Source organism: Mycobacterium sp. IDR2000157661, from assembly GCF_022317005.1.
GTDB lineage: Bacteria > Actinomycetota > Actinomycetes > Mycobacteriales > Mycobacteriaceae > Mycobacterium.
In genome coordinates this window covers 3,492,086-3,512,703 of the sequence record NZ_CP081006.1, presented here as the reverse complement: position 1 = coordinate 3,512,703, position 20,618 = coordinate 3,492,086, and the positions used below count along the sequence as shown (strand labels likewise).

The 20,618-nt window shown below is 68.8% G+C and carries 18 protein-coding genes, 1 other RNA gene and 1 pseudogene; 8 read left to right on the top strand and 12 right to left on the bottom strand.

From position 1 onward, the window contains the following. Positions 1 to 7: 7 nt before the first annotated feature. Positions 8 to 2,986 carry a bifunctional [glutamine synthetase] adenylyltransferase/[glutamine synthetase]-adenylyl-L-tyrosine phosphorylase gene (locus K3G64_RS18195; RefSeq protein WP_238886285.1) on the bottom strand — a complete coding sequence of 993 codons (2,979 nt, stop codon included), beginning with the start codon at positions 2,984 to 2,986 and terminating at the stop codon, positions 8 to 10. Between the two features lie 48 nt (positions 2,987 to 3,034). Beyond that, positions 3,035 to 4,375, bottom strand: coding sequence for a type I glutamate--ammonia ligase (gene glnA / locus K3G64_RS18190; protein ID WP_238886283.1), 1,341 nt, complete (start codon positions 4,373 to 4,375; stop codon positions 3,035 to 3,037). Positions 4,376 to 4,629: 254 nt separating this feature from the next. Between glnA and K3G64_RS18185 the strand changes: the two genes are divergently transcribed. Continuing rightward, positions 4,630 to 5,466 carry a hypothetical protein gene (locus K3G64_RS18185; protein WP_238886281.1) on the top strand — a complete coding sequence of 279 codons (837 nt, stop codon included), beginning with the start codon at positions 4,630 to 4,632 and terminating at the stop codon, positions 5,464 to 5,466. A gap of 12 nt (positions 5,467 to 5,478) precedes the next feature. Here K3G64_RS18185 and K3G64_RS18180 read toward each other — a convergent pair whose 3' ends face one another. The 3 genes from K3G64_RS18180 to K3G64_RS18170 all read right to left on the bottom strand — a co-directional run bounded on the left by K3G64_RS18180 (position 5,479) and on the right by K3G64_RS18170 (position 9,975). Next, a complete protein-coding gene (locus K3G64_RS18180) occupies positions 5,479 to 6,963 on the bottom strand; it encodes an alpha/beta hydrolase (RefSeq protein WP_238886279.1) in 1,485 nt (494 codons plus the stop codon). A gap of 63 nt (positions 6,964 to 7,026) precedes the next feature. Continuing rightward, positions 7,027 to 8,538 (bottom strand): alpha/beta hydrolase, encoded by a 1,512-nt coding sequence (locus K3G64_RS18175; protein WP_238886277.1) that lies wholly within the window; start codon positions 8,536 to 8,538, stop codon positions 7,027 to 7,029. 45 nt (positions 8,539 to 8,583) lie between these two features. Next, positions 8,584 to 9,975, bottom strand: coding sequence for a WS/DGAT/MGAT family O-acyltransferase (locus K3G64_RS18170; RefSeq protein WP_238886276.1), 1,392 nt, complete (start codon positions 9,973 to 9,975; stop codon positions 8,584 to 8,586). Between the two features lie 162 nt (positions 9,976 to 10,137). Between K3G64_RS18170 and panB the strand changes: the two genes are divergently transcribed. Then, the gene (gene panB / locus K3G64_RS18165) at positions 10,138 to 10,974 is read left to right on the top strand and encodes a 3-methyl-2-oxobutanoate hydroxymethyltransferase (RefSeq protein WP_238886274.1); all 837 of its coding nucleotides are present in this window, start codon (positions 10,138 to 10,140) and stop codon (positions 10,972 to 10,974) included. A gap of 8 nt (positions 10,975 to 10,982) precedes the next feature. Here panB and K3G64_RS18160 read toward each other — a convergent pair whose 3' ends face one another. Next, positions 10,983 to 11,762, bottom strand: coding sequence for an enoyl-CoA hydratase/isomerase family protein (locus K3G64_RS18160; RefSeq protein WP_238886273.1), 780 nt, complete (start codon positions 11,760 to 11,762; stop codon positions 10,983 to 10,985). Positions 11,763 to 11,826: 64 nt separating this feature from the next. Here K3G64_RS18160 and K3G64_RS18155 point away from each other — a divergent pair, with 64 nt between their 5' ends. Continuing rightward, a complete protein-coding gene (locus tag K3G64_RS18155) occupies positions 11,827 to 13,311 on the top strand; it encodes a CYTH and CHAD domain-containing protein (protein WP_238886272.1) in 1,485 nt (494 codons plus the stop codon). Positions 13,312 to 13,325: 14 nt separating this feature from the next. On the opposite strand, the gene rnpB is transcribed toward K3G64_RS18155, so the two are convergent. Then, positions 13,326 to 13,730: RNase P RNA component class A (gene rnpB, locus K3G64_RS18150), an RNA gene on the bottom strand. A 60-nt stretch (positions 13,731 to 13,790) separates the two neighbouring features. On the opposite strand from rnpB, the gene K3G64_RS18145 reads away from it, so the two are divergent. The 4 genes and pseudogenes from K3G64_RS18145 to K3G64_RS18130 form a co-directional block, all read left to right on the top strand. Further along, positions 13,791 to 14,246, top strand: coding sequence for a helix-turn-helix transcriptional regulator (locus K3G64_RS18145; RefSeq protein ID WP_238886271.1), 456 nt, complete (start codon positions 13,791 to 13,793; stop codon positions 14,244 to 14,246). 10 nt (positions 14,247 to 14,256) lie between these two features. After that, entirely contained in the window at positions 14,257 to 14,679 is a 423-nt protein-coding gene (locus tag K3G64_RS18140) for a VOC family protein (protein ID WP_238886270.1), read from the top strand. Between the two features lie 92 nt (positions 14,680 to 14,771). After that, positions 14,772 to 15,062 carry a hypothetical protein gene (locus K3G64_RS18135; protein ID WP_238886269.1) on the top strand — a complete coding sequence of 97 codons (291 nt, stop codon included), beginning with the start codon at positions 14,772 to 14,774 and terminating at the stop codon, positions 15,060 to 15,062. A gap of 65 nt (positions 15,063 to 15,127) precedes the next feature. Next, positions 15,128 to 15,319: pseudogene (locus K3G64_RS18130) on the top strand (2OG-Fe(II) oxygenase); the annotation flags it as partial. Positions 15,320 to 15,361: 42 nt separating this feature from the next. Here the strand turns inward: K3G64_RS18130 and K3G64_RS18125 are convergent. After that, a complete protein-coding gene (locus K3G64_RS18125; RefSeq protein WP_238886268.1) occupies positions 15,362 to 15,991 on the bottom strand; it encodes an SAM-dependent methyltransferase in 630 nt (209 codons plus the stop codon). Positions 15,992 to 16,089: 98 nt separating this feature from the next. Between K3G64_RS18125 and K3G64_RS18120 the strand changes: the two genes are divergently transcribed. Then, positions 16,090 to 16,659 carry a helix-turn-helix domain-containing protein gene (locus K3G64_RS18120; protein ID WP_238886267.1) on the top strand — a complete coding sequence of 190 codons (570 nt, stop codon included), beginning with the start codon at positions 16,090 to 16,092 and terminating at the stop codon, positions 16,657 to 16,659. Here the strand turns inward: K3G64_RS18120 and K3G64_RS18115 are convergent. From K3G64_RS18115 to cobC, 4 genes are read right to left on the bottom strand one after another with little or no spacing between them, the layout of a single operon-like run. After that, complete coding sequence (locus tag K3G64_RS18115) at positions 16,650 to 17,744, bottom strand: bifunctional RNase H/acid phosphatase (RefSeq protein WP_238886266.1); 1,095 nt, start codon at positions 17,742 to 17,744, stop codon at positions 16,650 to 16,652. The genes K3G64_RS18120 and K3G64_RS18115 overlap by 10 nt on opposite strands. After that, the gene (locus K3G64_RS18110) at positions 17,741 to 18,475 is read right to left on the bottom strand and encodes a zinc ribbon domain-containing protein (protein WP_238886264.1); all 735 of its coding nucleotides are present in this window, start codon (positions 18,473 to 18,475) and stop codon (positions 17,741 to 17,743) included. Before K3G64_RS18110 ends, K3G64_RS18115 begins: the two co-directional genes overlap by 4 nt. A gap of 3 nt (positions 18,476 to 18,478) precedes the next feature. Continuing rightward, positions 18,479 to 19,597, bottom strand: coding sequence for a Nif3-like dinuclear metal center hexameric protein (locus tag K3G64_RS18105; RefSeq protein ID WP_238886262.1), 1,119 nt, complete (start codon positions 19,595 to 19,597; stop codon positions 18,479 to 18,481). Next, positions 19,594 to 20,616 carry an Rv2231c family pyridoxal phosphate-dependent protein CobC gene (cobC, locus tag K3G64_RS18100; RefSeq protein ID WP_238886260.1) on the bottom strand — a complete coding sequence of 341 codons (1,023 nt, stop codon included), beginning with the start codon at positions 20,614 to 20,616 and terminating at the stop codon, positions 19,594 to 19,596. The genes K3G64_RS18105 and cobC overlap by 4 nt, the downstream gene beginning before the upstream one ends. Between the last annotated feature and the right edge of the window lie 2 nt (positions 20,617 to 20,618).

Genomic DNA, 20,618 nt, shown 5'->3' with positions numbered 1-20,618 from the left:
CTGGGCCTCATTCCCCGAAAACCTTTCGTACCACGGCTTTTGCCCGCCGTGTCACCCGCAGATAGTTGTCGAGGAACTCGCCGCCGTCGTCGCTGTCCCAGCCGGCGGCCACCGCGACCGCGTTGAGTTGCCGGCCGGGACCGGGCAGCTGGTCGGTCGCCTTTCCGCGCACGAGCACCAGCGCGTTGCGCGCGCTTGTAGCGGTGAGCCAGGCCTGCCGCAGCAGCTCGACGTCGCCCTCGGCGATCAGCTCCGCGGCGCCGATCGCGTCGAGCGCCTGCAGTGTCGAGGTGTTGTGCAGGGCAGACACTTCGTGCGCATGGCGCAGCTGCAGCAGCTGCACGGTCCACTCGATGTCGGCCAGGCCGCCGCGGCCGAGCTTGGTGTGGGTGTTGGGGTCTGCGCCGCGCGGTAGCCGCTCGGCGTCCACGCGTGCCTTGATCCGCCGGATCTCGCGCACGGCTTGCGGCGACAACCCGTCCGGCGGGTAGCGGATCTTGTCGACCATCAGCAGAAAGCGCTCACCGAGTTCGAGATCGCCCGCGACCCGGTGCGCCCGCAGCAGCGCTTGAACTTCCCAGACCTGAGCGTATTTCGTGTAGTACGCCTCGTAGGAGCCCAGCGTGCGCACCAGCGGACCGCTGCGCCCCTCCGGCCGCAGGTTCGCGTCGACCTCCAGGGGCGGGTCCGCGCTCGGTGTGCCCAGCAGCGTGCGCACCTTCTCAGCGACGTTGACGGCCCACTTCACCGCGGCCGACTCCTCAACGCCGCCTTCGGGTTCGCAGACGAACATCACGTCGGCGTCCGACCCGTAGCCCAGTTCCCCGCCGCCCAGCCGGCCCATGCCGATGACGGCGATGCGGGCGAGCGGACCGCCGTCGGTGCTGTTGGCCCGGATCACCGCTTCCAGTGCGGCCTGCAGGACCGCGACCCACACGGTGGTCAGCGCGCAGCACACGTCGGTCACCTCGAGCATCCCCAGCAGGTCGGCCGATGCGATGCGGGCCAGCTCGCGCCTGCGCAGGGTGCGCGCCGCGGCGATGGCCCGCTGCGGATCGGGATGCCGCGCGGCCGAGGCGACCAGCGCGCGCGCCACCCCGTCCGGTTCGACCTCGAGCAGCTTCGGCCCGTTGGGTCCGTCGGCGTACGACTGGATCACCTCGGGAGCCCTCATCAGCAGTTCGGGCACGTAGGCAGACGTACCGAGCACCTGCATCAGCCGCTTGGCCACCGCACCCTCATCGCGCAGCGTAGACAGATACCACCGCTGCTCGGCGAGCTCGTCGCTGATGCGCCGGTACGACAGCAGCCCCGCATCGGGGTCGGGGGTGTCGGACAGCCAGTCCAGCAGCGTCGGCAGCAGCACCTGCTGTACCCGGCCGCGACGCCCGCTCCCGCCGGTCAACGCGGCCAGATGGGTCAGTGCGCTCTGCGGGCCCTCGTAGCCCAGCGCGGCGAGCTGGCGCTGCGCGGCCTCGGTGCTCATCCCCTCCGAGACCCCCGACACCCCGCTGATGCCCAGCGCCGGTTGGCCGACCGATTCCAACAGCGGCTGGTAGAACAGCTTCTCGTGTAGCCGCGACACCCGCAGCGTCTGACGCTTGAGCTCCTCGCGCAGGACACCCAGGGCGTCGTGCCTGCCATCGGGGCGCATGTGTGCGGCACGGGCCAGCCACCGCAGCGACTCGTCGTCGTCCTCGTCGGGCAGCAGGTGGGTACGCACCAGCCGCTGCAGCTGCAGCCGGTGCTCGAGCAGCCGCAGGAACTCGTAGGAGGCGGTGAGGTTGGCGGCGTCGTCGCGGCCGATGTATCCACGCTCGCCCAGGGCGCCCAGCGCATCCACCGTCGAGGCCACATGCAGTGCTTCGTCGTTGCGGCCGTGCACCAGCTGCAGCAGCTGCACGGCGAACTCGACGTCGCGCAGTCCGCCGGTGCCCAGCTTGATCTCGCGCGCCCGCCGCTCGGCAGGGATCAGCTCCTCGACGCGTCGTCGCATCGACTGCACTTCGGAGACGAAATGCTCACGCTCGCAAGCGGTCCAGACCATCGGCATCAGCGCCTCGACGTAGGCCCGGCCCAGTTCGGAGTCACCGGCCGCGGGCCGCGCCTTCATCAGCGCCTGGAACTCCCAGGTCTTGGCCCACCGTTGGTAGTAGGCCACATGCGAGTCCAGCGACCGGACCAGCTGGCCGTGCTTGCCCTCGGGGCGCAGCGCGGCATCGACTTCGAAGAACGCGTCGGCGGCGAAGCGCATGAGTTCACCCGCCACTCGGGTGGTGACCGCGTCGGCGTTCTCGGCCACAAAGATGACGTCGACGTCGCTGACGTAATTCAGTTCCCTGGCACCGCATTTGCCCATCGCGATCACCGCCAGCCGGGGCGGGTTCTCACCGCCCGCCGAGCGCATCGCGATGTGCAGCGCGGACTCCAGCGCGACGTCGGCGAGATCGGATAGGTGGGCGGCCACCGTGGTGAAGGGCAGCACCGCCTCGTTCTCCACCACCGAGGCCAGGTCCAGGGCTGCCAGCACCAGCAGCCGGTCGCGGTAGAGCGCGCGCATCGGCTGCACTGCAGCGGCGGGCTCACCGGCCTCCTCGGCCGCAGCGACGAACGTGTCGCGCAACGTTTCGACCGACGGCAACACCACATCACCGGCAAGCAGGCGCCAGTTGCCCGGATGGGCGACAAGGTGGTCGCCGAGTGCCATCGAGGAGCCCAGGACGCCGAAGAGCCTGCCCCGCAGGCCGCGGTCCTGTTGCACGGCATTGTTGAGCTCGTCCCAGCCGGAGCCCAACGCTTCGGCCAGTCGGACCATCGTGCGCAGCGCGCCGTCGGCGTCGGGCGCCCGCGACAGTGACCACAGCAGCTCGACACAGGCGTCGGTGTTCCACCCGAGTCGGTCGAGGTCCGCCTGCGCGGTCGGTTCGACCAGCCCCAAACGCCCGACGCTGGGCAGCTTCGGGCGCTGCGTCGCGGGTTTGGCCACCCCTGAAAGGTAGCGCAGCCGGTATCGCAGGTAGCACGATCCGTGGTGCTACAGCGACAGGTAGGCCTTCAGCTCGAACGGCGTCACGTGGCTCCGGTAGTTCTCCCACTCCGCGCGCTTGTTGCGCAGGAAGTAATCGAAGACGTGCTCGCCCAACGCCTCGGCCACCAGTTCGGAGTTCTCCATCTGCTCGAGCGCGACGCCCAGGCTGCCCGGCAGCTCCTTGTAGCCCATCGCGTTGCGCTCTTCCGGGGTGAGGTTCCAAACGTTGTCCTCGGCCTGCGGTCCGAGCACATAGTTCTTCTCGATGCCGCGCAGTCCGGCGGCGAGAAGCACCGCGAACGTCAGGTACGGGTTGCAGGCCGAGTCGGGGCTGCGCACCTCGATGCGCCGAGACGACGCCTTGCGTGGCGTGTACATCGGAACCCTAACCAGCGCCGAGCGATTCGCCGCACCCCAGGACGCGGCCGTCGGCGCCTCACCGCCGTGCACCAACCGCTTGTAGGAGTTCACCCACTGGTTGGTGACGGCGCTGATCTCCTTGGCGTGCTCGAGGATTCCGGCGATGAACGACTTGGCGACGTCAGACAGCTGCAGCACGTCGTCGGGGCTGTGGAAGGCGTTGGTCTCACCCTCGAACAGGCTCATGTGGGTGTGCATCGCCGAGCCCGGATGTTCGGCGAATGGCTTGGGCATGAACGACGCCCGCACGCCGTCACCGAGGGCGACCTCCTTGACGACGTAGCGGAAGGTCATCACGTTGTCGGCCATCGACAGCGCGTCGGCATAGCGCAGGTCGATCTCCTGCTGCCCCGGCGCCCCCTCGTGGTGGCTGAACTCCACCGAGATGCCCATCTGCTCGAGCGCGTCGATGGCGTGGCGGCGGAAGTTCGGCGCCGAATCGTGCACGGCCTGGTCGAAGTAGCCGCCATTATCAGCTGGAGTCGGCGGGGTCCCGTCGTCCTCGCCGGGCTTGAGCAGGAAGAACTCGATCTCGGGGTGCACGTAGCAGGAGAAGCCCAGATCGCTGGCCTTGGCCAGCTGTCTGCGCAGCACGTGGCGAGAGTCCGCCCACGACGGCGAGCCGTCGGGCATGGTGATGTCGCAGAACATCCGCGCCGAATGGTGCTTGCCGGAGCCGTCGGCCCACGGCAGCACCTGGAACGTCGACGGGTCGGGGCGGGCCACCATGTCGGCCTCCGACACGCGGGCGAAACCCTCGATCGAGGAGCCGTCGAAACCGATGCCCTCCTCGAACGCACCCTCGAGTTCGGCGGGCGCGATGGCGACCGATTTCAGGTATCCGAGCACATCGGTGAACCACAGCCGGACGAAGCGGATGTCGCGTTCCTCCAGCGTGCGCAGCACGAATTCCTTCTGCCGGTCCATATCCGCAGCGTAGGCAGCGGCTGTTAAATCTGTGTTACGTGCGTCGCCATAGTTCAGCGCGCGGAGTTACGCATGGCCGCGATTTCCGCCGGATGAGGTTTGGTGTGTCGGCCCCGCGGGGTATCTATCGCCTCAATCGGGGGGTCGCTTGCGGCCGGGGCCGTCCTCAGGACGCTCGGGCCGACCAGAACCCACACGTCTGAAGCGCGCACGACGAGATCGCGGGCCGGACGACGCGAGGCAAGGAGCGATTCATGAATTTGAAGAAAGCGGCAGTCGCAGCAGGTGTGGCCGGGGCGCTGAGTGGCGCCACCGCGCTCGGCCTCGGAGCCGGCGCCGTGCAGGCCGACCCGAAGTTCCCCACCCCGCCCGTGCCTCCGGTTCCGGGGCCCCCGGGGCCGAATGCCGAGGCCCCGAAGGTCGACGTACCGCGTGGGCCGGACCTCAAGCTGCCCCCGGGGCAGGTGCCACCCGGACCGCCCGCGAACGTGCCACCGGGACCGCCCGCGAACGTGCCACCGGGACCGCCGGCCAACGTTCCACCCGGACCGCCCGCGAACGTTCCACCCGGACCGCCCGCGAACGTGCCGCCCGGACCGCTCGGCAACGTGCCGCCGGGGCAGGTGCCGCCGCCACTGGAGATCGACTTGCCGGACCTCCTGCCGGACGTGCCGGAGGTCGACGACTACTTCAAGCTGGGCGGCGCGAAGATCCCGCCCGGGCAGCTGAAGAACGCGGCCTTCATCAACGGGATCCCGAACCCCTTCTACGGCATCCCGCCCGGGCAGCTCATGAAGATGCGCACCGTCCAGGGCTTCGAGAACCCGTTCTTCGACGAGGCGCCCGGCCACTGGGAGATCCCGGAGTGGGGCGTGCCTGACGCGTGGCCCGGCCTGCCGGAGGTCGACGATTTCTTCGGCCTGCCGTCCGAGCAACTACGGCCTGAGCAGCTGACGACCGAGGAAGTGATCAACGGAGTTCCCAACCCGTTCTTCGGGATCGCGCCCGACGAGCTCAGGAAGCTGCCGACGGTCCAGGGCTTCGAGAACCCGTTCTTCGAAGGGACGGCGGGGCACTGGGACATCCCGTAGAAACGTGACGCTTCAGCACCGCAGGCCGTCGGGCGGGACCACCGAGTCGACGAGGTAATTCACCACCGCGGTGTCCACGCAGGCGTCACCGTTGAAGACGACGGTGTGCTGGGTGCCTTCGAAGGTGATCAGCGGCGCAGACATCTGCCGGGCCAGGTCGACACCGGCTTGGTACGGCGTGGCCGGGTCCCCGGTGGTAGACACCACGATCACCTTGCCGGGGCCCGGCGACGACGCCGGGCCCGGTTCCGAAGTCGGCGGGACAGGCCACATCGCGCACACGTCGCGCGGCGCGAAGCCGGTGAATCCGCCATAGGACAGGAACGGCGCCACTTCGCGTACCCGCCGATCGGCCTCGACCCAGGTGGCCGAGTCGGTGGGGAACGGCGCGTCGACGCATCCGATCGCGGTGAACGCGTCCTGCTGGTTGGTGTAGTGACCCGTCTCGTTGCGGCCCTGGTACTCGTCGGCCAGCAGCAACAGGTCGCCGGCGTCGGTGCCCCGCTGCAGGCCGAGCAGACCGCTGGTCAGATACGTCCAATAGCGCTGTGAGTACAGGCCGTTCACCGTTCCGGTGATGGCGTCCTGATAGCTGAGCCCACGCGGATCGGACGTGTAGCCGGGCCGCTGCACCAACGGGTTGACCAACTGGTGGAAGCGGGCGACGAACTGCGAAGGGTCGGTGCCCAGCGGGCATCCCGGCGACTGGGCGCAGTCGGCGGCGTAGTCGTCGAACGCCGCCTGGAAGCCGCTCATCTGGCGGATCCGGCTGGCGATCGGGTCGAGGCGCGGATCGATCGCGCCGTCGAAGACCATGGCGCGCACCCGGTCCGGATACCGTGCGGCGTAGGCAGCGCCGAGTTCGGAGCCGTAGGAGAACCCGAGGTAGCTGATCCGGTGCTCGCCCAGCGCGGCGCGCACCACGTCCATGTCCTGCACCGCGGTCGCGGTGCCGACGCCGGCCAGGAATTCGGTGCCGACCCGGTCGACGCACGCCTGCACGAATTCTCCGTACAGCCGCTCGATGTGGGCGACCCCGGCGGGGCTGTAGTCGGCCAGCGGTTCGCGGCGGAATACGTCGAACTCCGCGTCGGTGCGGCACCGCAGTTCGGGCGTCGAATGCCCGACGCCGCGCGGATCCACGCCGACGAGGTCGAAGCTGCGGCCGATTTCGGTGTCGGCCAGTGCCGCGCCCATGCCCGCGACGGTCTCGACCGCCGACGCGCCGGGTCCGCCGGGGTTGACCATGAGCACACCGATCCGGTTGCCGCTCGCAGGGATTCGAATCACAGCCAATTGCGCTTGTGCGCCTTCGGGTTTGGTGTAGTCGACCGGTACCGCCACCATCCCGCACTGCGCGGTGGGGATATCGGCGGTGTCGAGGAACCGCTCGCAATCACCCCACTCCGGCGTCGCCGACGCAGCCGGGCCCGCGACCGTCGACGCTACGAGGATCGCGAGCGCGACGATACTGCCCACCCGCCACATGGCAGCCATGGTTGCACGCCGACGCGCCGGCGTCTGTAGCCGGGATCCAACGGTGACCAGGCTGTGATCAGGTCACGTACAGCGGCTATCCGGCGGCGGGAGCGTCAGGTCGACGAGGTAACGCGCGGCGATGTCGTCGACGCACTGGTCGCCTTGGAACACCACGGTGTGCTGAGTCCCGTCGTAGGTCACCAGCACGCCGCCGAGCTGCTTGGCCAGTTCCACGCCGGCCTCATAGGGTGTGGCCGGGTCGTTCGTCGTCGACACCACGAGCACCGGCGGCAGTCCATTCACCTGGATTTCGTGCGGCTCGCTGGTCGGTGGTACCGGCCAGAAGGCGCAGGTGCTCAGCGGCGCGTGCCCGGTGAATTCGCCGTAGCTCATGAACGGTGCGGCTTCGCGTACCCGGCGGTCCTCCTCGACGGCTTCCGCCCGGTCGGTCACCGCCGGTTTGTCGACACAGTTGATCGCCACCCTGGCGTCGGTGGAGTTGTTGTAGTGGCCCTGCTCATCACGACCCATGTAGAGGTCGGCCAGCGCCAGCATGGTGTCACCCCTGCCGGCCTGCATCTCGTTGAGCGCCTGGGTGAGATGACGCCACAGGTTGGGCGAGTACAGCGGCAGGATCGTGCCGACGAGCGCGTCGGAGTAGCTGAGCCCGCGCGGGTCCTGCGTCTCCAGCGGCTCCTCCACCAGAGGGTCGACCAGATCGTGGTAGACCTCGGTGGCCTTCGCGGGATCGGTGCCCAGCGGACACGACGGGTCCTTCGCGCAGTCGGCGGCATAGTCGTTGAACGCGGTCTGGAACGCGGCGGCCTGCCGGACGTTGGCCTCCGTCGGATCGGCGTTGGGGTCGACGGCGCCGTCGAGCACCATCGCGCGCACCTTGTCCGGGAACTGCTCGGCGTAGACGGCGCCGATCCGCGTGCCGTACGAATAACCGAGGTAGGTCAGCTTGTCGTCGCCGAGCGACTCGCGAATGGTGTCGAGATCGCGGGCCACGTTCTCGGTGCCGATGTTGGCAAGGAACTCCTCGCCCATCTTGTCCTCGCAGCGCTGGACGAAGGCCTTGGTCTCCTCCTCGATCTCGGCGACGCCCTCGGGTGAGTAGTCCACCTGAGGCAGCGCGCGCAGCCGGTCGTTGTCGGCGTCGGAATTGCACCACAGCGCGGGCGTGGAGTTGGCGACCCCGCGCGGGTCGAACCCCACGAGGTCGAAGCGCTGGCGCACCGACTCGGGCAGCGAACTGACGAGGCTGGCGGCGGCCTCCACGCCGGACTCACCCGGCCCCCCGGGGTTGATCACCAACGAGCCGATCTTGTCGCCGGCGGCCGGAAAGCGGATCATCGCGAGCCGGGCGACCTCACCGTCGGGGTCGTCGTAGTCGACGGGCACCGACAGCATGCCGCACTCGGCGCCGGCCGGGACGCGGGCCTCGTCGCTCGGCTCGGTCTGGCACTCGCTCCACTCGATCGGAGTGCCCGGCGGAGGCACCGCGACCATGGCGCGCCCCTCCACCAGGTTGCTGCAACCGGCGACGAGAACAAGCACCGTGGGCGCCAGGACGCCGATCATGCGGTTCATGGCTCCACATGCTGCCATGAACAGGCATCGGTGCTGGCTAGGCGGCTATCGCGTGGCGGCCAGCAGCTCGTCGAGGGCCACCGCGAAGTCGTCTGCCATGTCCCACAGGTCGGGCACCAACTCCGGGCAAGAAACGATGCCGACGTCGAGCTTGCCGTTCAGCGACATGACGGTGATGTTGAGTCCCGAGCCGTGGAAGATCGGGCCCAGCGGGTACATCGCCTTGGTCTCGCAGCCTACGTAGTACAACGGCATCTGCGGGCCGGGCACGTTCGAGACGACGAGGTTGTGCACGGGACGGGCGCCGCTCAAGTTGCTCGCGGCGTAGACGCGCATCGCCACCCCGAAGACCGCGGGCGCCGCGAACTGCGTCCAGTCCTGCAGCAGTGTCGCGCCGATGGCCGAACTGTGTTGTTTGGCAACCGAATTGGTTTCGGCGATGGACTTCAGGCGCTGCGCCGGGTCCTTGATGTGCGTCTCGAGGCGGGCGAACATGCCCGACACCTGGTTGCGGCCCGGCCGGTCGGACCTGTCGTGCACCGACACCGGCACCATCGCGACCAGGGAATTCTTCGGCAGTTCTCCCCGGTCGTCGAGAAACTTGCGCAACACGCCGGCCACCAGGGCCAGGACGACGTCGTTGACCTTGACTCCGAAGTGGTTTTTGACGGTCTTGACGTCCTCGAGGTCGAGCTGGGCGAACGCGACGTTGCGGTGCGCGGTGACGTTGGCGTTGAACGCCGTCTTGGGCGCCGCGAACGGCGGTGTCATCGCCAGCCCGCTGCGCGCGCGGCGCACGGTGTCGACCACCGAGGACAGCGTCACCGGCAGCGCGTTGACGAGCTTGAGCGGCCGGGTCGCGAACCTGACCGCGCCCGTCACCGCGATCTCGAGCGCGTTCGCCTCGCCCACCCCGTCGACCGGATCCGGCGGCGGCGCGTCGGGTTCGGTGCTGCACAGCTGCGACATCATGCTGGCGCCTGTCACCCCGTCGACACCGGCGTGGTGCACCTTGGTCATCACCACGATGCAGCCGCCGTCCTTCGGGTCGGTGCCCGACACGTTCTCGATCACCCACTTCTCCCACAGCGGGCGGGTCCGGTCCAGCGGCAGCGACGCGATGTGCCCGCAAATCTCGGCGAGTTCCTTGCGGCCGCCCGGGGTGGGCAGCCCGATGCGGTGCAGATGGCGGTCGAGGTCGAAGTCCTTGTCGTCCACCCAGACCGGATGGTCGAGGTTGAAGCGGTTGTCGGCGAGCTTCTCGCGGAACTCCGGCATCGCCTTGATCCGCTGGTCGAGCGCGTCGCGGAACCGGTCGAAGGTGTAGCCCCCCGGCATGGTGGACGTGTCGAGTTCGAGGATCGAGCACACGTGCAACGGCTGCTGTGCGGTTTCGAGGTACAGGAAGCTGGCGTCGAGTCCGCTGAGCCGTTGCATGCCGCGATGCTATGCCTGCCCGACACGGGTGTGAGCAAATCCACTCAACACGGCTTTCCACTTCCTCGGCCTGCAGTGGCAGACTGGACAACGTCAGACGAAACCCGGGGACCTTCGACGGCCTCGAGGATTCGACCCGACTCACCCCTGTGGGAGACAGCGATGTCTGAGCAGACCGTCTACGGTGCTGCCGAGGTCAAACCGCGCATCCGAACACGCACCCTTCATCTGCAGAAGTGGAAGGCCGAGGGCCACAAGTGGGCCATGTTGACGGCCTACGACTACTCCACCGCCCGCGTCTTCGACGACGCAGGCATTCCCGTCCTCCTGGTCGGCGACTCGGCGGCCAACGTCGTCTACGGCTACGACACCACCGTGCCGGTCACCGTCGACGAGCTCATCCCGCTCGTGCGCGGCGTGGTCCGCGGCGCGCCGCATGCGCTGGTGGTAGCCGACATGCCGTTCGGCAGCTACGAGGCCGGTCCGCAGCAGGCGCTCGCCAGCGCAACCCGGTTCCTGAAGGAGACCGGTGCGCACGCGGTGAAGCTCGAGGGCGGCGAGCGGGTGGCCGAGCAGATCGCCACGCTGTCGGCCGCAGGCATCCCGGTCATGGCGCACATCGGGTTCACCCCGCAGAGCGTCAACGGGCTCGGCGGCTTCCGCGTCCAGGGCCGCGGCGACGGGGCCGAGCAGACCATCCACGACGCCATCGCTGTCGCCGAGGCGGGCGCATTCGCCGTCGTGATGGAGATGGTGCCCGCCGAGCTGGCCACCCAGATCACCGGGAAGCTGACGATTCCCACCGTCGGGATCGGCGCGGGCCCCAACTGCGACGCGCAGGTGCTGGTGTGGCAGGACATGGCGGGCATGACCAGTGGCAAGACCGCCAAGTTCGTCAAGCGGTTCGGCGCTGTCGGTGACGAGCTGCGCCGTGCCGCCGTGCAATACGCCGACGAAGTGGCCAGCGGCACGTTCCCCGCCGACGAGCACTCGTTCTAGGGATCGTGCTACGCGAACTGCGGCCTGCGTTTGGCCATGAAGGCGTCCACACCCTCGCGGCCGTCGGCGGACCGGGCGCGTTCGGCGATGAGCCGGCCCTCCAGCTCGAGCTGTTCCTCGAGGCCGTTGTTGAACGTCGCGAGCAGCAGGTTCTTCACCCCGCCGTTGGAACCTGCTGCGGTGGCGGCCATTTGGTCGGCCAGCGCACCGGCGCGCTCGGCCAGTTCGGTGTCGGGCACCACCTCGGTGACCAGTCCCCACTGTGAGGCCTCCTGCGCCGACAGCGTGCGGTTGGTCAGCATCAGTTCCTTGGTCTTGGCGATGCCGATCAGCCGCGGCAGGTAGTACGAGGAACTGCCGTCGGGGCTCAGCCCCACGCGGGTGTAGGCCATCGTGAACGACGCGGACTCGGCGGCGAGCACCAGATCGCCGGTCACCGCGAGCGAGAAACCGGCTCCGGCGGCGGTGCCGTTGACGGCGGTGACCACGACCGCGTTCATCCGGGCGAAGGTCGAGATCGCCCGGTGCAGATCGTCGGCGACGCCTTTGATGTGGGCGCCTCGGTCGGGTGCCGACGCGAAGGACTTGAGATCGCCTCCGGCGCAGAAGAAGCGACCGGCGCCGGTGAGCACGACCACCTTGGTGGCATCGGTGTCGCAACGCTTGGCGGCGGCGGCCAGTTCGCGGGTCATGGTGTCATTCATGCCGTTTGCCGCGTCGGGCCGGTTGAGCGTGATGCGGGCGATGGGGCCGGACTGCTCGAACGTCAGCGTTTGGTAATCGGTCACACGTGGACTCTAACGTCGCCGCACTCCATCGTGTTCACCTGCATGTGGCAATCTATCTCGCATCATGGGCAAACCGAATGATCAGAAGTCACGTCACCTGGAGGTCGAGCGCAAGTTCGACGTCGTGGAATCGACCGTGTCGCCGTCGTTCGAGGGTCTGTCGTCGGTGTCGCGGGTCGAGCGGTCCCCGTCCTACCGACTCGAGGCGGTGTACTTCGACACCCCCGAGCACGACCTGGCCGCCCACCGGATCACGCTGCGCCGTCGTACCGGAGGGCCCGACGAGGGCTGGCATCTCAAGCTGCCCGCAGAACCCGACGCGCGCACCGAAGTGCGACTGCCGCTCGGCGAGGGTGGCGAGGTGCCCGACGACTTGCGCGACATCGTGCTGGCCATCGTGCGCGATCGCCCGCTGTCGCCCGTCGCGCGCATCGTGACCGACCGGACCGTCGAGATGCTCTGCGGCGCCGAGGGCACTGCCATCGCCGAGTTCTGTGACGACCAGGTGACGGCCCGGGCCGACGCGCAGAGTTCCGAGCAGACGTGGCGCGAGTGGGAACTCGAGTTGACCGAGGGCGTGGACCCCGATCTCCTGGACCGGCTGTCGAACCGGCTGCTGGATGCCGGCGCCGTCCCGGCCTCCAGTGGATCGAAGCTGGCCCGGGTACTGGGCGACACGCCGGTACCGGACGAGGCCCCCGAGCCGCTTGATCCCATCCACCGCGCGGTGGCCGAGCAGGTCGATGCGCTGATCGAGTGGGATCGCGCGGTGCGGGCCGACGTGTGGGATTCGGTGCACCAGATGCGGGTGACGACGCGCAAGATCCGCAGCCTGCTGCAGTCGGCGCGCGACACTTTCGGCATCTCCGGCGATGCCTGGATCCTCGACGAGCTACGGCAACTCGCGGCAATCCTCGGTGTGGCCCGCGACGCGGAAGTGCTCGCCGAACGCTACGAACGCGCACTCGAGGGATTGCCCGCAGAGCTGATCCGTGGACCCGTGCGCGAGCGACTGGTCGACGGCGCGAAACGCCGGTATGCCTCCGGCCTGAGGCGCTCGCTGATCGCGATGCGGTCGGAGCGCTACTTCCGGCTGCTGGACGCACTGGAAGGTCTTGTCGCAGCCGAGCCGGCGCCGACCCAACCCGGCGAGGAGGAGCGGGCGCCGGCCGGCATCGATTCGGCGTACAAGCGTGTCCGCAAGGCCGCCAAGGCCGCGGCCGCGGCCGGCGCCGACGACGACAAGGACGAGGCCCTGCACCGAATCCGCAAGGGGGCCAAACGGCTTCGCTACACCGCGGCGGCAACCGGCAAGGCCAAGGTGTCGGAACGAGCCAAGACCATCCAGTCGCTGCTCGGTGACCACCAAGACAGCGTCGTCAGCCGCACGCATCTGAGCCAGCAGGCGGAGGTAGCGCACGCCGCGGGCGAGGACACCTTCACCTACGGCCTGCTGTACCAGATGGAGGACGATCTGGCACAGCGCTCCCGCGACCAACTGGACGATGCCCTGCGCAAGCTCGACAAGGCGGTGCGCAAGGAACGCTGAGTTCCCGGCGGGGGCGGATGAGTTGGCCTGTAAGCCGGATTCTGTCCCTCGCCGCCGCATTGACCACGGCGGCGAAGCGGCGACCATCCATCTGGACACACCGTTGCCGGGTGCCTCGAGCGGCCTACCCGCAAGCTCGGGCGAGCAACCCTCGGACGCTTGCGCGGCCGCAACCAGGTTGCGGCCTTCTTGGCCTTGCTTCGGGTGGGGTTTGCCTAGCCACTCCGGTCACCCGGAGTGCTGGTGCGCTCTTACCGCACCGTTTCACCCTTACCACCGTCGCCGGTGGCGGTCTGTTTTCTGTGGCACTTTCCCGCGAGTCACCTCGGATTGCCGTTAGCAATCACCCTGCTCTGTGAAGTCCGGACTTTCCTCGAAACCCAGGTGAACCTCGATTCCGCGGCCGCCCGGCCAACTCATCCGCGCTAACAACGTACTGCGTGTGGTCGCTGTTCCGCGAGCGAGACATACTTGTGGCCATGGCGCAGGTACCTCCGGCCCGCTATCTGTTGCGCGCGAAAGATCTGGTCGACGCCCGGTACGCCGAGGCGATCACCGTCGACGACCTCGCCGCCGCGGCCGGCCTGTCCCGGGCCCACTTCAGCCGGATGTTCACCCGGACGTTCGGTGAATCGCCGCGGGCCTACTTGCAATCCCGGCGGCTCGAGCGGGCTGCCGCGCTGCTTCGCCACACGGATCGGTCAGTCGCCGACATCTGCGTGATGGTGGGCCTGCACAGCGTCGGGTCGTTCACCACCACGTTCGCCCGCGTCTACGGCAAGCCGCCCGCCGCGTACCGGGCAGGCCTACCGCCCGCGGCGACGCACGCCCGGATCCCGAGTTGCATCCTCAAACGCGACACCCGTCCGCGGGCCGGCAGCAGGGTCCGCAAGACAGCACACGGGGAGAAGACGGGCGGCGCCGGTCGGCCGTAGCGTCGGCGCCATGATGAGAATCGGCAGCGCCCACTTATGGGTTCACGATCAGGAAGTCGCTTTGAGGTTCTGGACCGAGAAGGTCGGAATGGAATTGCGCGAGGACGTCTCGTTCCCCGAGGAGATGGGCGACTTCCGGTGGCTCACCGTCGGCCCGCCCGGACAGGATGACGTCAACCTGGTTCTGATGGCGGTACCCGGTGGGCCGATGATGGACGAGGCGACACGCAAGCAGGTGCTCGACCTCACCGCGAAGGGTTTCGCCGGAACGGTGTTCCTCACGACCGACGACATCGAGACGGCGTACAAGGAAATGACCGCCCGCGGAGTCGAATTCACCGAGCCGCCGAATCAGATGCCGTACGGAATCGACTCCGGCTTCCGCGATCCGTCCGGCAACAGCGTGCGGCTGACCCAGTTGACGGACTCGTAGTACCGCAGTCAGAACGGCGGTGGATCTGCGCCGTAGCCGGCGCAGAACTCATTGTCGGCTTGGCCAGCACGTCGGCGGGGTAGCTAGATCGGATGGACGACTACATCTACACCTACCTCGGAAGGAAGCTCATGTGGGTCCACGACAACCCGGACCCCCTGGAAGGCGAGTCGTTGCCGCTGCTGCAGGAGGTGATCACCCGCTTGAGCCGCGATGGCCCACTGTTCGTCAGCCTTCTGTCACCGCACGATGCCCGCGAGCTATCCAGGTTGTGCGACGCTGTGGCCGCGGAGAACGGCCACACGTGGCGGTGGGAACGCAGCGCCGAGGTGGAGAGAACCGGGCGAAGATTCGGCGGCTTCTGGCGGCGGAACCGGGGATGACGCCACGCGCCACCTAATACGGGCCCATGGCGCGGCGAGGCACTCGACCATGCATGGTGGTGGAGATGGCGCAGACGAAGTGGCACACCCGGGTGGATTCCGGCGACTGGGACGCAATCGCCGCCCAACTCGACGAGGTCGGCGGCGCGCTGCTCCCCCGGCTACTCACCAAGCCGGAAGCACGCGAGATCCGCGGCCTCTACGCCGCCGACGATTTGTTCCGCACGACCGTCGACATGGGCCGCCACCGGTCCGGCGAGCGCTACACCCTCGGCCTGATCTTCCACGACGCGACGTGACTAGCGCCGCCGCAGCGCGATCACGTTGTCGATCCACGTGGTCGGCCGTCCCTCGGGATCGGTGATCTCGCGTTCCACCGTGTCCACCCGCGCCGTCTCCCAGTCGGCCTCGGGCAACGCCAGGGACGAGAGCAGTTCCTCGGGGGCCACGAACGTGTGGTGGTGGTCATGGTCGAGCTTCGACGCCCAGGGTGGTGGACCACAGTGGTCGACGATCATCACCACACCGCCCCGCCGCACCACTGCGGCCGCCTTGCCGAAGATCGCCGTCCGGTCGAGCGGCAGCATCGAGTGGAAGAACTGCGCCGACACGAGGTCGAACTCGCCGACGGGAAAGGTCGCCGACAGATCGTGTTGCTGGAAGTCGATCCGGTCGCGCACCCCTCGTTGCTCGGCGTCCTCGGCGGCGCGGGCCAGCGCGGTGTCGGAGATGTCGACCGCCACCACGCGCCAACCGTGTTCAGCGAGCCACATGGCGTCGCCACCTTCTCCGCAGCCGAGATCCAGTGCCGCGCCGGGCGCCAAGGTCGACGCGACCTCGACGAGACGGACGTTCGCGCGACCGCTCCACACCCGCTTGCGTTCGGAGTAGTGGTCCTCCCAGTGCTGCTTGGTATCAGGCGTTGACACGATCTCTCCCTTCCGCGCCGTCACCGACGATGCAGTCGCGCTCATTTCCCATGTCACCACCTTGCAACCGTCGAGGCGTCCTGCCAAGCTTTCTTGCCATGGAGGCAAAAGACGACGGTGTCGACGCACAGGTCCGGCGTCGGCTGCGCCAACTGCGCCAGCAACGCGGTCTCACGCTCGAAGAGGTGGCGGGCCGGTCGAACATCGATGTGTCGACACTGAGCCGACTGGAATCCGGTAAGCGCCGACTCGCCCTGGACCATCTACCCCGGCTGGCCGCCGCGTTGTCGGTCAGCACGGACGACCTGCTGCGCATTCCCGAAGCTGTGGACCCGCGGGTGCGCAGCGGTTCGCACACCGCCCACGGCATCACCTACTGGCCGCTCACCCGCCAGGCAGGCGGCGGTCTGCACGCGTTCAAGGTGCGCATCAGCGCCCGCCGCCGCACCCCTCCCGCCGAGCTGCCGGTGCACGAGGGATGGGACTGGATGTATGTGTTGTCCGGTCAGCTCCGGCTGATCCTCGGCGAGCGGGACTTCACGGTGAAACCTGGTGAGGCCGTTGAGTTCTCAACCTGGACACCGCACTGGTTCGGCTTCGTCGACGGCCCGGCCGAGGCGATCACCATCTTCGGGCCGCACGGCGAACGCCTGCACCTTCACAACTGATCGAGATACACCGTCTGGTTGACCAGCCGCACCGACGCCGCACCGTCGGGGTAGAACTCGGCGATGGACAGCGACGCCAGGTCCAGGTGCAACCGATAGAGGATGCCCGCCCCTGCGTCGAGGGCCGTGCGCAGCAGCGTCTTGATCGGGGTCACGTGCGACACGACCAACACCGTCTCACCGGTGTGCTCGGCGATGATGCGTGCCCTCGCCCTATCCACGCGTTCGGCGGCGGCGTCGAAGCTCTCGCCTTGCGGTGGAGATACGCTGGTGTCACGCAACCATTTCCGATGCAGCTGCGGATCCCGTTCGGCTGCTTCGGAGAACGTCAATCCCTCCCAGTCGCCGAAGTCGGTCTCGATCAGATCGTCGTCGACGGAGACGTCGAGCCCCAGCGCCTTGGCCGCCGCGGCGGCGGTGTCGTAGGCCCGCTGCAACGGCGAGGTGATGACCGCGGCCACGCCGCCCTTGTCGCCGAGATACCGTGCGGCGGCTTCGGCTTGGCGTCGGCCGAGGTCGGTGAGCGCAGGATTGCCGCGGCCCGAGTATCGCCGGTTGACCGACAGTTCGGTCTGACCGTGCCGCAGCAGCAGAAGCCGAGTCGGCGCGCCGCGTGCACCGGTCCAGCCGGCGGGACTCGACGTCTGCTGCCCAACGGGTTGCACCGCGGCGGCGGCGAGTTCGGCAGCGGCATCCATCGCCTCGTTCGCCAGCCGGTCGGCGTGGCTGTTCTGCTCTCTCGGAATCCAGCTGTAAGCAATGCGGTCGAATCGGGCCGCGATCGAGCGGGCCTGCTGATGCAGCGGCGCCAGGTCGGGATGCTTGACCTTCCAGCGTCCTGACATCTGCTCGACGATGAGCTTGGAGTCCATGAAGACGTCGACCTCGTCGGCGCCCAGGCTGGCGGCCTCGGTCAGACCGGCGAGCAGGCCGCGGTATTCGGCGACGTTGTTGGTGGCGTGACCGATCGCCTCCTTGCTCTCGGCCAGCACCGTACTGCGGTCGGCCGACCACACCACCGAGCCGTAACCCGCCGGCCCCGGGTTGCCGCGTGACCCCCCGTCGGCCTCCACGATGACCTTCACCCGGTGCCCTTGACCCGCAGCAGGATTGCGCCGCACTCTGGGCAGCGCAGCACCTCGTCGTCGGGCGCCGCCGAGATTCGCGCGAGCTCACCCTTGTCGATCTCGATCCGGCAGGCGCCGCAGCGTCGACCCATGAGCTGGCCGGCACCCGCACCGCCGCGGGCGCGCTGCCGCTCATAGAGCGCTACCAGGTCGGCGTCGAGGGCCGAGATCAGTTCCTCCCGGCGGGACAGGCTCTGCCTGCGCACCTCGTCCAGTTCGGTGCGCACCGCCTCACAGGCGGTCTGCGCGAGGCCCAGCTCGTTCTGCAGCTCGTCGATCGTGGTCAGCTCGCTGCCCTGGTCGCGCTGCAGTTCCTCGCGCCGCTCCATCACCTCCAACAGCGAGTCCTCCAGCGCGGACTGCCTGCGCTCGAGCGTCGCGAGTTCGTGCTGCAGGTCGGTGAGCTGCTTGGCGTCGACGGACCCGTCGGCCAGCATTCTCCGGTCGCGGTCCTCGCGCTGGCGCACACCGTCGATCTCGGATTCGAACTTGGCGACCTGGGCGTCGAGGTCTTCTATGGCGATCTGCAGCGCGGCCAGGCGGTCGTTTGCCGCACGGTGCGTGCCCTGGATCTCCTCGACGCGCCGCTGCTCGGCCAGATTCTTGGCACGGTGGTCGTTGCGGCTCAGCTCGGCGTCGAGTTGGGCTAACTCGAGCAACGAGCGTTGATGGACTACTTCAGCTTTCATGCCTCATCTTTCGACATTCCACGGATCCGTGCGTACCGCCGACACGCGCACGGGCAGCGCATCGCCGAAGTGGCGACGCAGCACGTCCGCGGCCTGCGTGCACCACGGGTACTCACTGGCCCAGTGGGCCACATCGACCAGCACCACGCCGGAGGTCCGGCGGTGCTCATCGGCGGGATGGTGGCGCAGGTCCGACGTGACATAGGCCTGGACACCTGCGCGCGCGACGGCGTCGAGCAGGGAGTCGCCCGCCCCTCCGCACACCGCGACCCGGGATACCTCGGCTTCGGAATCACCCGCGGCGCGCACCCCCCACGACGTCGCGGGCAGTGCATCGTTCACACGGGAAACGAAGGCCGACAGCGGTTCCGGCCGCTGGAGGACGCCCACCCGGCCCAGCCCGACCTCGCCGGGAATCGAGGCCAGCGCAAAGACGTCGAACGCGGGTTCCTCGTAGGGGTGGGCCTGACGCATGGCCGCGAGCACCTTGGCGCGCAACCGGGCCGGCGCGATGACTTCCACCCGCTCCTCGGCGACGCGTTCCACCGTTCCGACGGTGCCGATGGCCGGCGAAGCGCCGTCGTGCGGAAGGAACTGGCCGATGCCGGTGGCGCTCCAACTGCAGTGCGAGTAGTCGCCGATGCGGCCCGCGCCGGCGGCGAACACGGCCCGCCGCACCGCGTCGGCGTTCTCCGCGGGCACGAACACCACCCACTTGTCCAGGTCGGGTCCGGCGCTGACCGGTTCCAGTACCTCCTCGACGGTCAACCCCAATGCCTGCGCCAGCGCGTCGGACACTCCGGGATTCGCCGAGTCGGCGTTGGTGTGCGCGGTGAACAACGCCCGGCCCGTCCGGATCATCTGGTGCACCAGCGCGCCCTTGCCGGTGCTTGCGGCCACGGTGTCGACGCCACGCAGCAGCAACGGGTGGTGCGCGACCAGCAAGCCCCGCTCGGGCACTTCGGCGACGACGTCCGCCGTCGCATCGACCGCCACGGTGACCGAGTCGACGGGCTCCGCCGGGTCCCCGCACACCAGGCCGACGGAGTCCCACGACTGCGCCAGTGCCTGCGGATAGGCGGCATCAAGCACATCGATGATCTCGGACAGTGGCACGTTCATGGGAGCACCTCGGCCATCGCCTCGACCAGCACCGGCCATTCCGGGCGCACCGCGGCGCGCAGGAACCCGCCGTCCAGGCCGACGAAGGTGTCGCAGCGCCGCACCGCAATGCCCCTGTGCTCGAGATGCTTTCGCATCAGCTCGGCATCCGGGACGGAGAACAGCACGAACGGGGCGCGGCCGTCGACGACATGCACGCCGATACTAGTCAGCGCCGCCACCATCTCGGCGCGCAGCTCAGCCAGGCGGCGGGCGGCGCGGTCGGCCTCGTGCACCGCTTCCGGTGTCGTGCACGCCGTGATGGCCTCCAGCTGCAGGATCCCCAGCGGCCAGTGCGGGCGCCGCGCCGTCATCCGCGTCAGCACCTCGGCCGGGCCCAGCGCGTAGCCCACCCGAAGGCCGGCCAGTGCCCACGTCTTGGTGAGGCTGCGCAGCACCACCACATCGGGCAGCGGATCGGCGGCCAGCGACACCGGTTCACCGGGGACGGCGTCGGCGAACGCCTCGTCGACCACCACGATGCGGCCGGGGCGGCGCAGCGCCAGCAGTTGCTCGCGGGTGTGCAGCACGGCCGTCGGGTTCGTCGGGTTGCCGAGGACGACGAGGTCGGCGGCATCGGGCACCAGCCCACCGGTCAGGCGGTACGGCGGGTCCAGCACCACATGGTCGAACGGCACACCGGCGGCCGACAGGACCGCTTCGGGCTCGGTGAACGACGGCGCGATCAGCGCGGCCCGCCGCGGTCGCAGATTCGCCAGCAGGGCGAACCCTTCGGCGCCCCCCGCCAGCAGGGCGACCTGGTCGACCGGGCGTGCGTGCCGGGCGGCGACTGCCGCGACGGCGCGCTGCTCGTCGGCGGCGCTGGGATACCGACCGAGGTCGACCAGACGGGCCGTCAGCCGGTCGACCAGCCACAACGGGGGGCCATCACCGCGGACGTTGACAGCGAAGTCCAGCATGCCGGGGACCGCGGCCTGATCGCCGTGGTAGCGCGCGGCCGCAGGGAAAGGACTCGCCACAT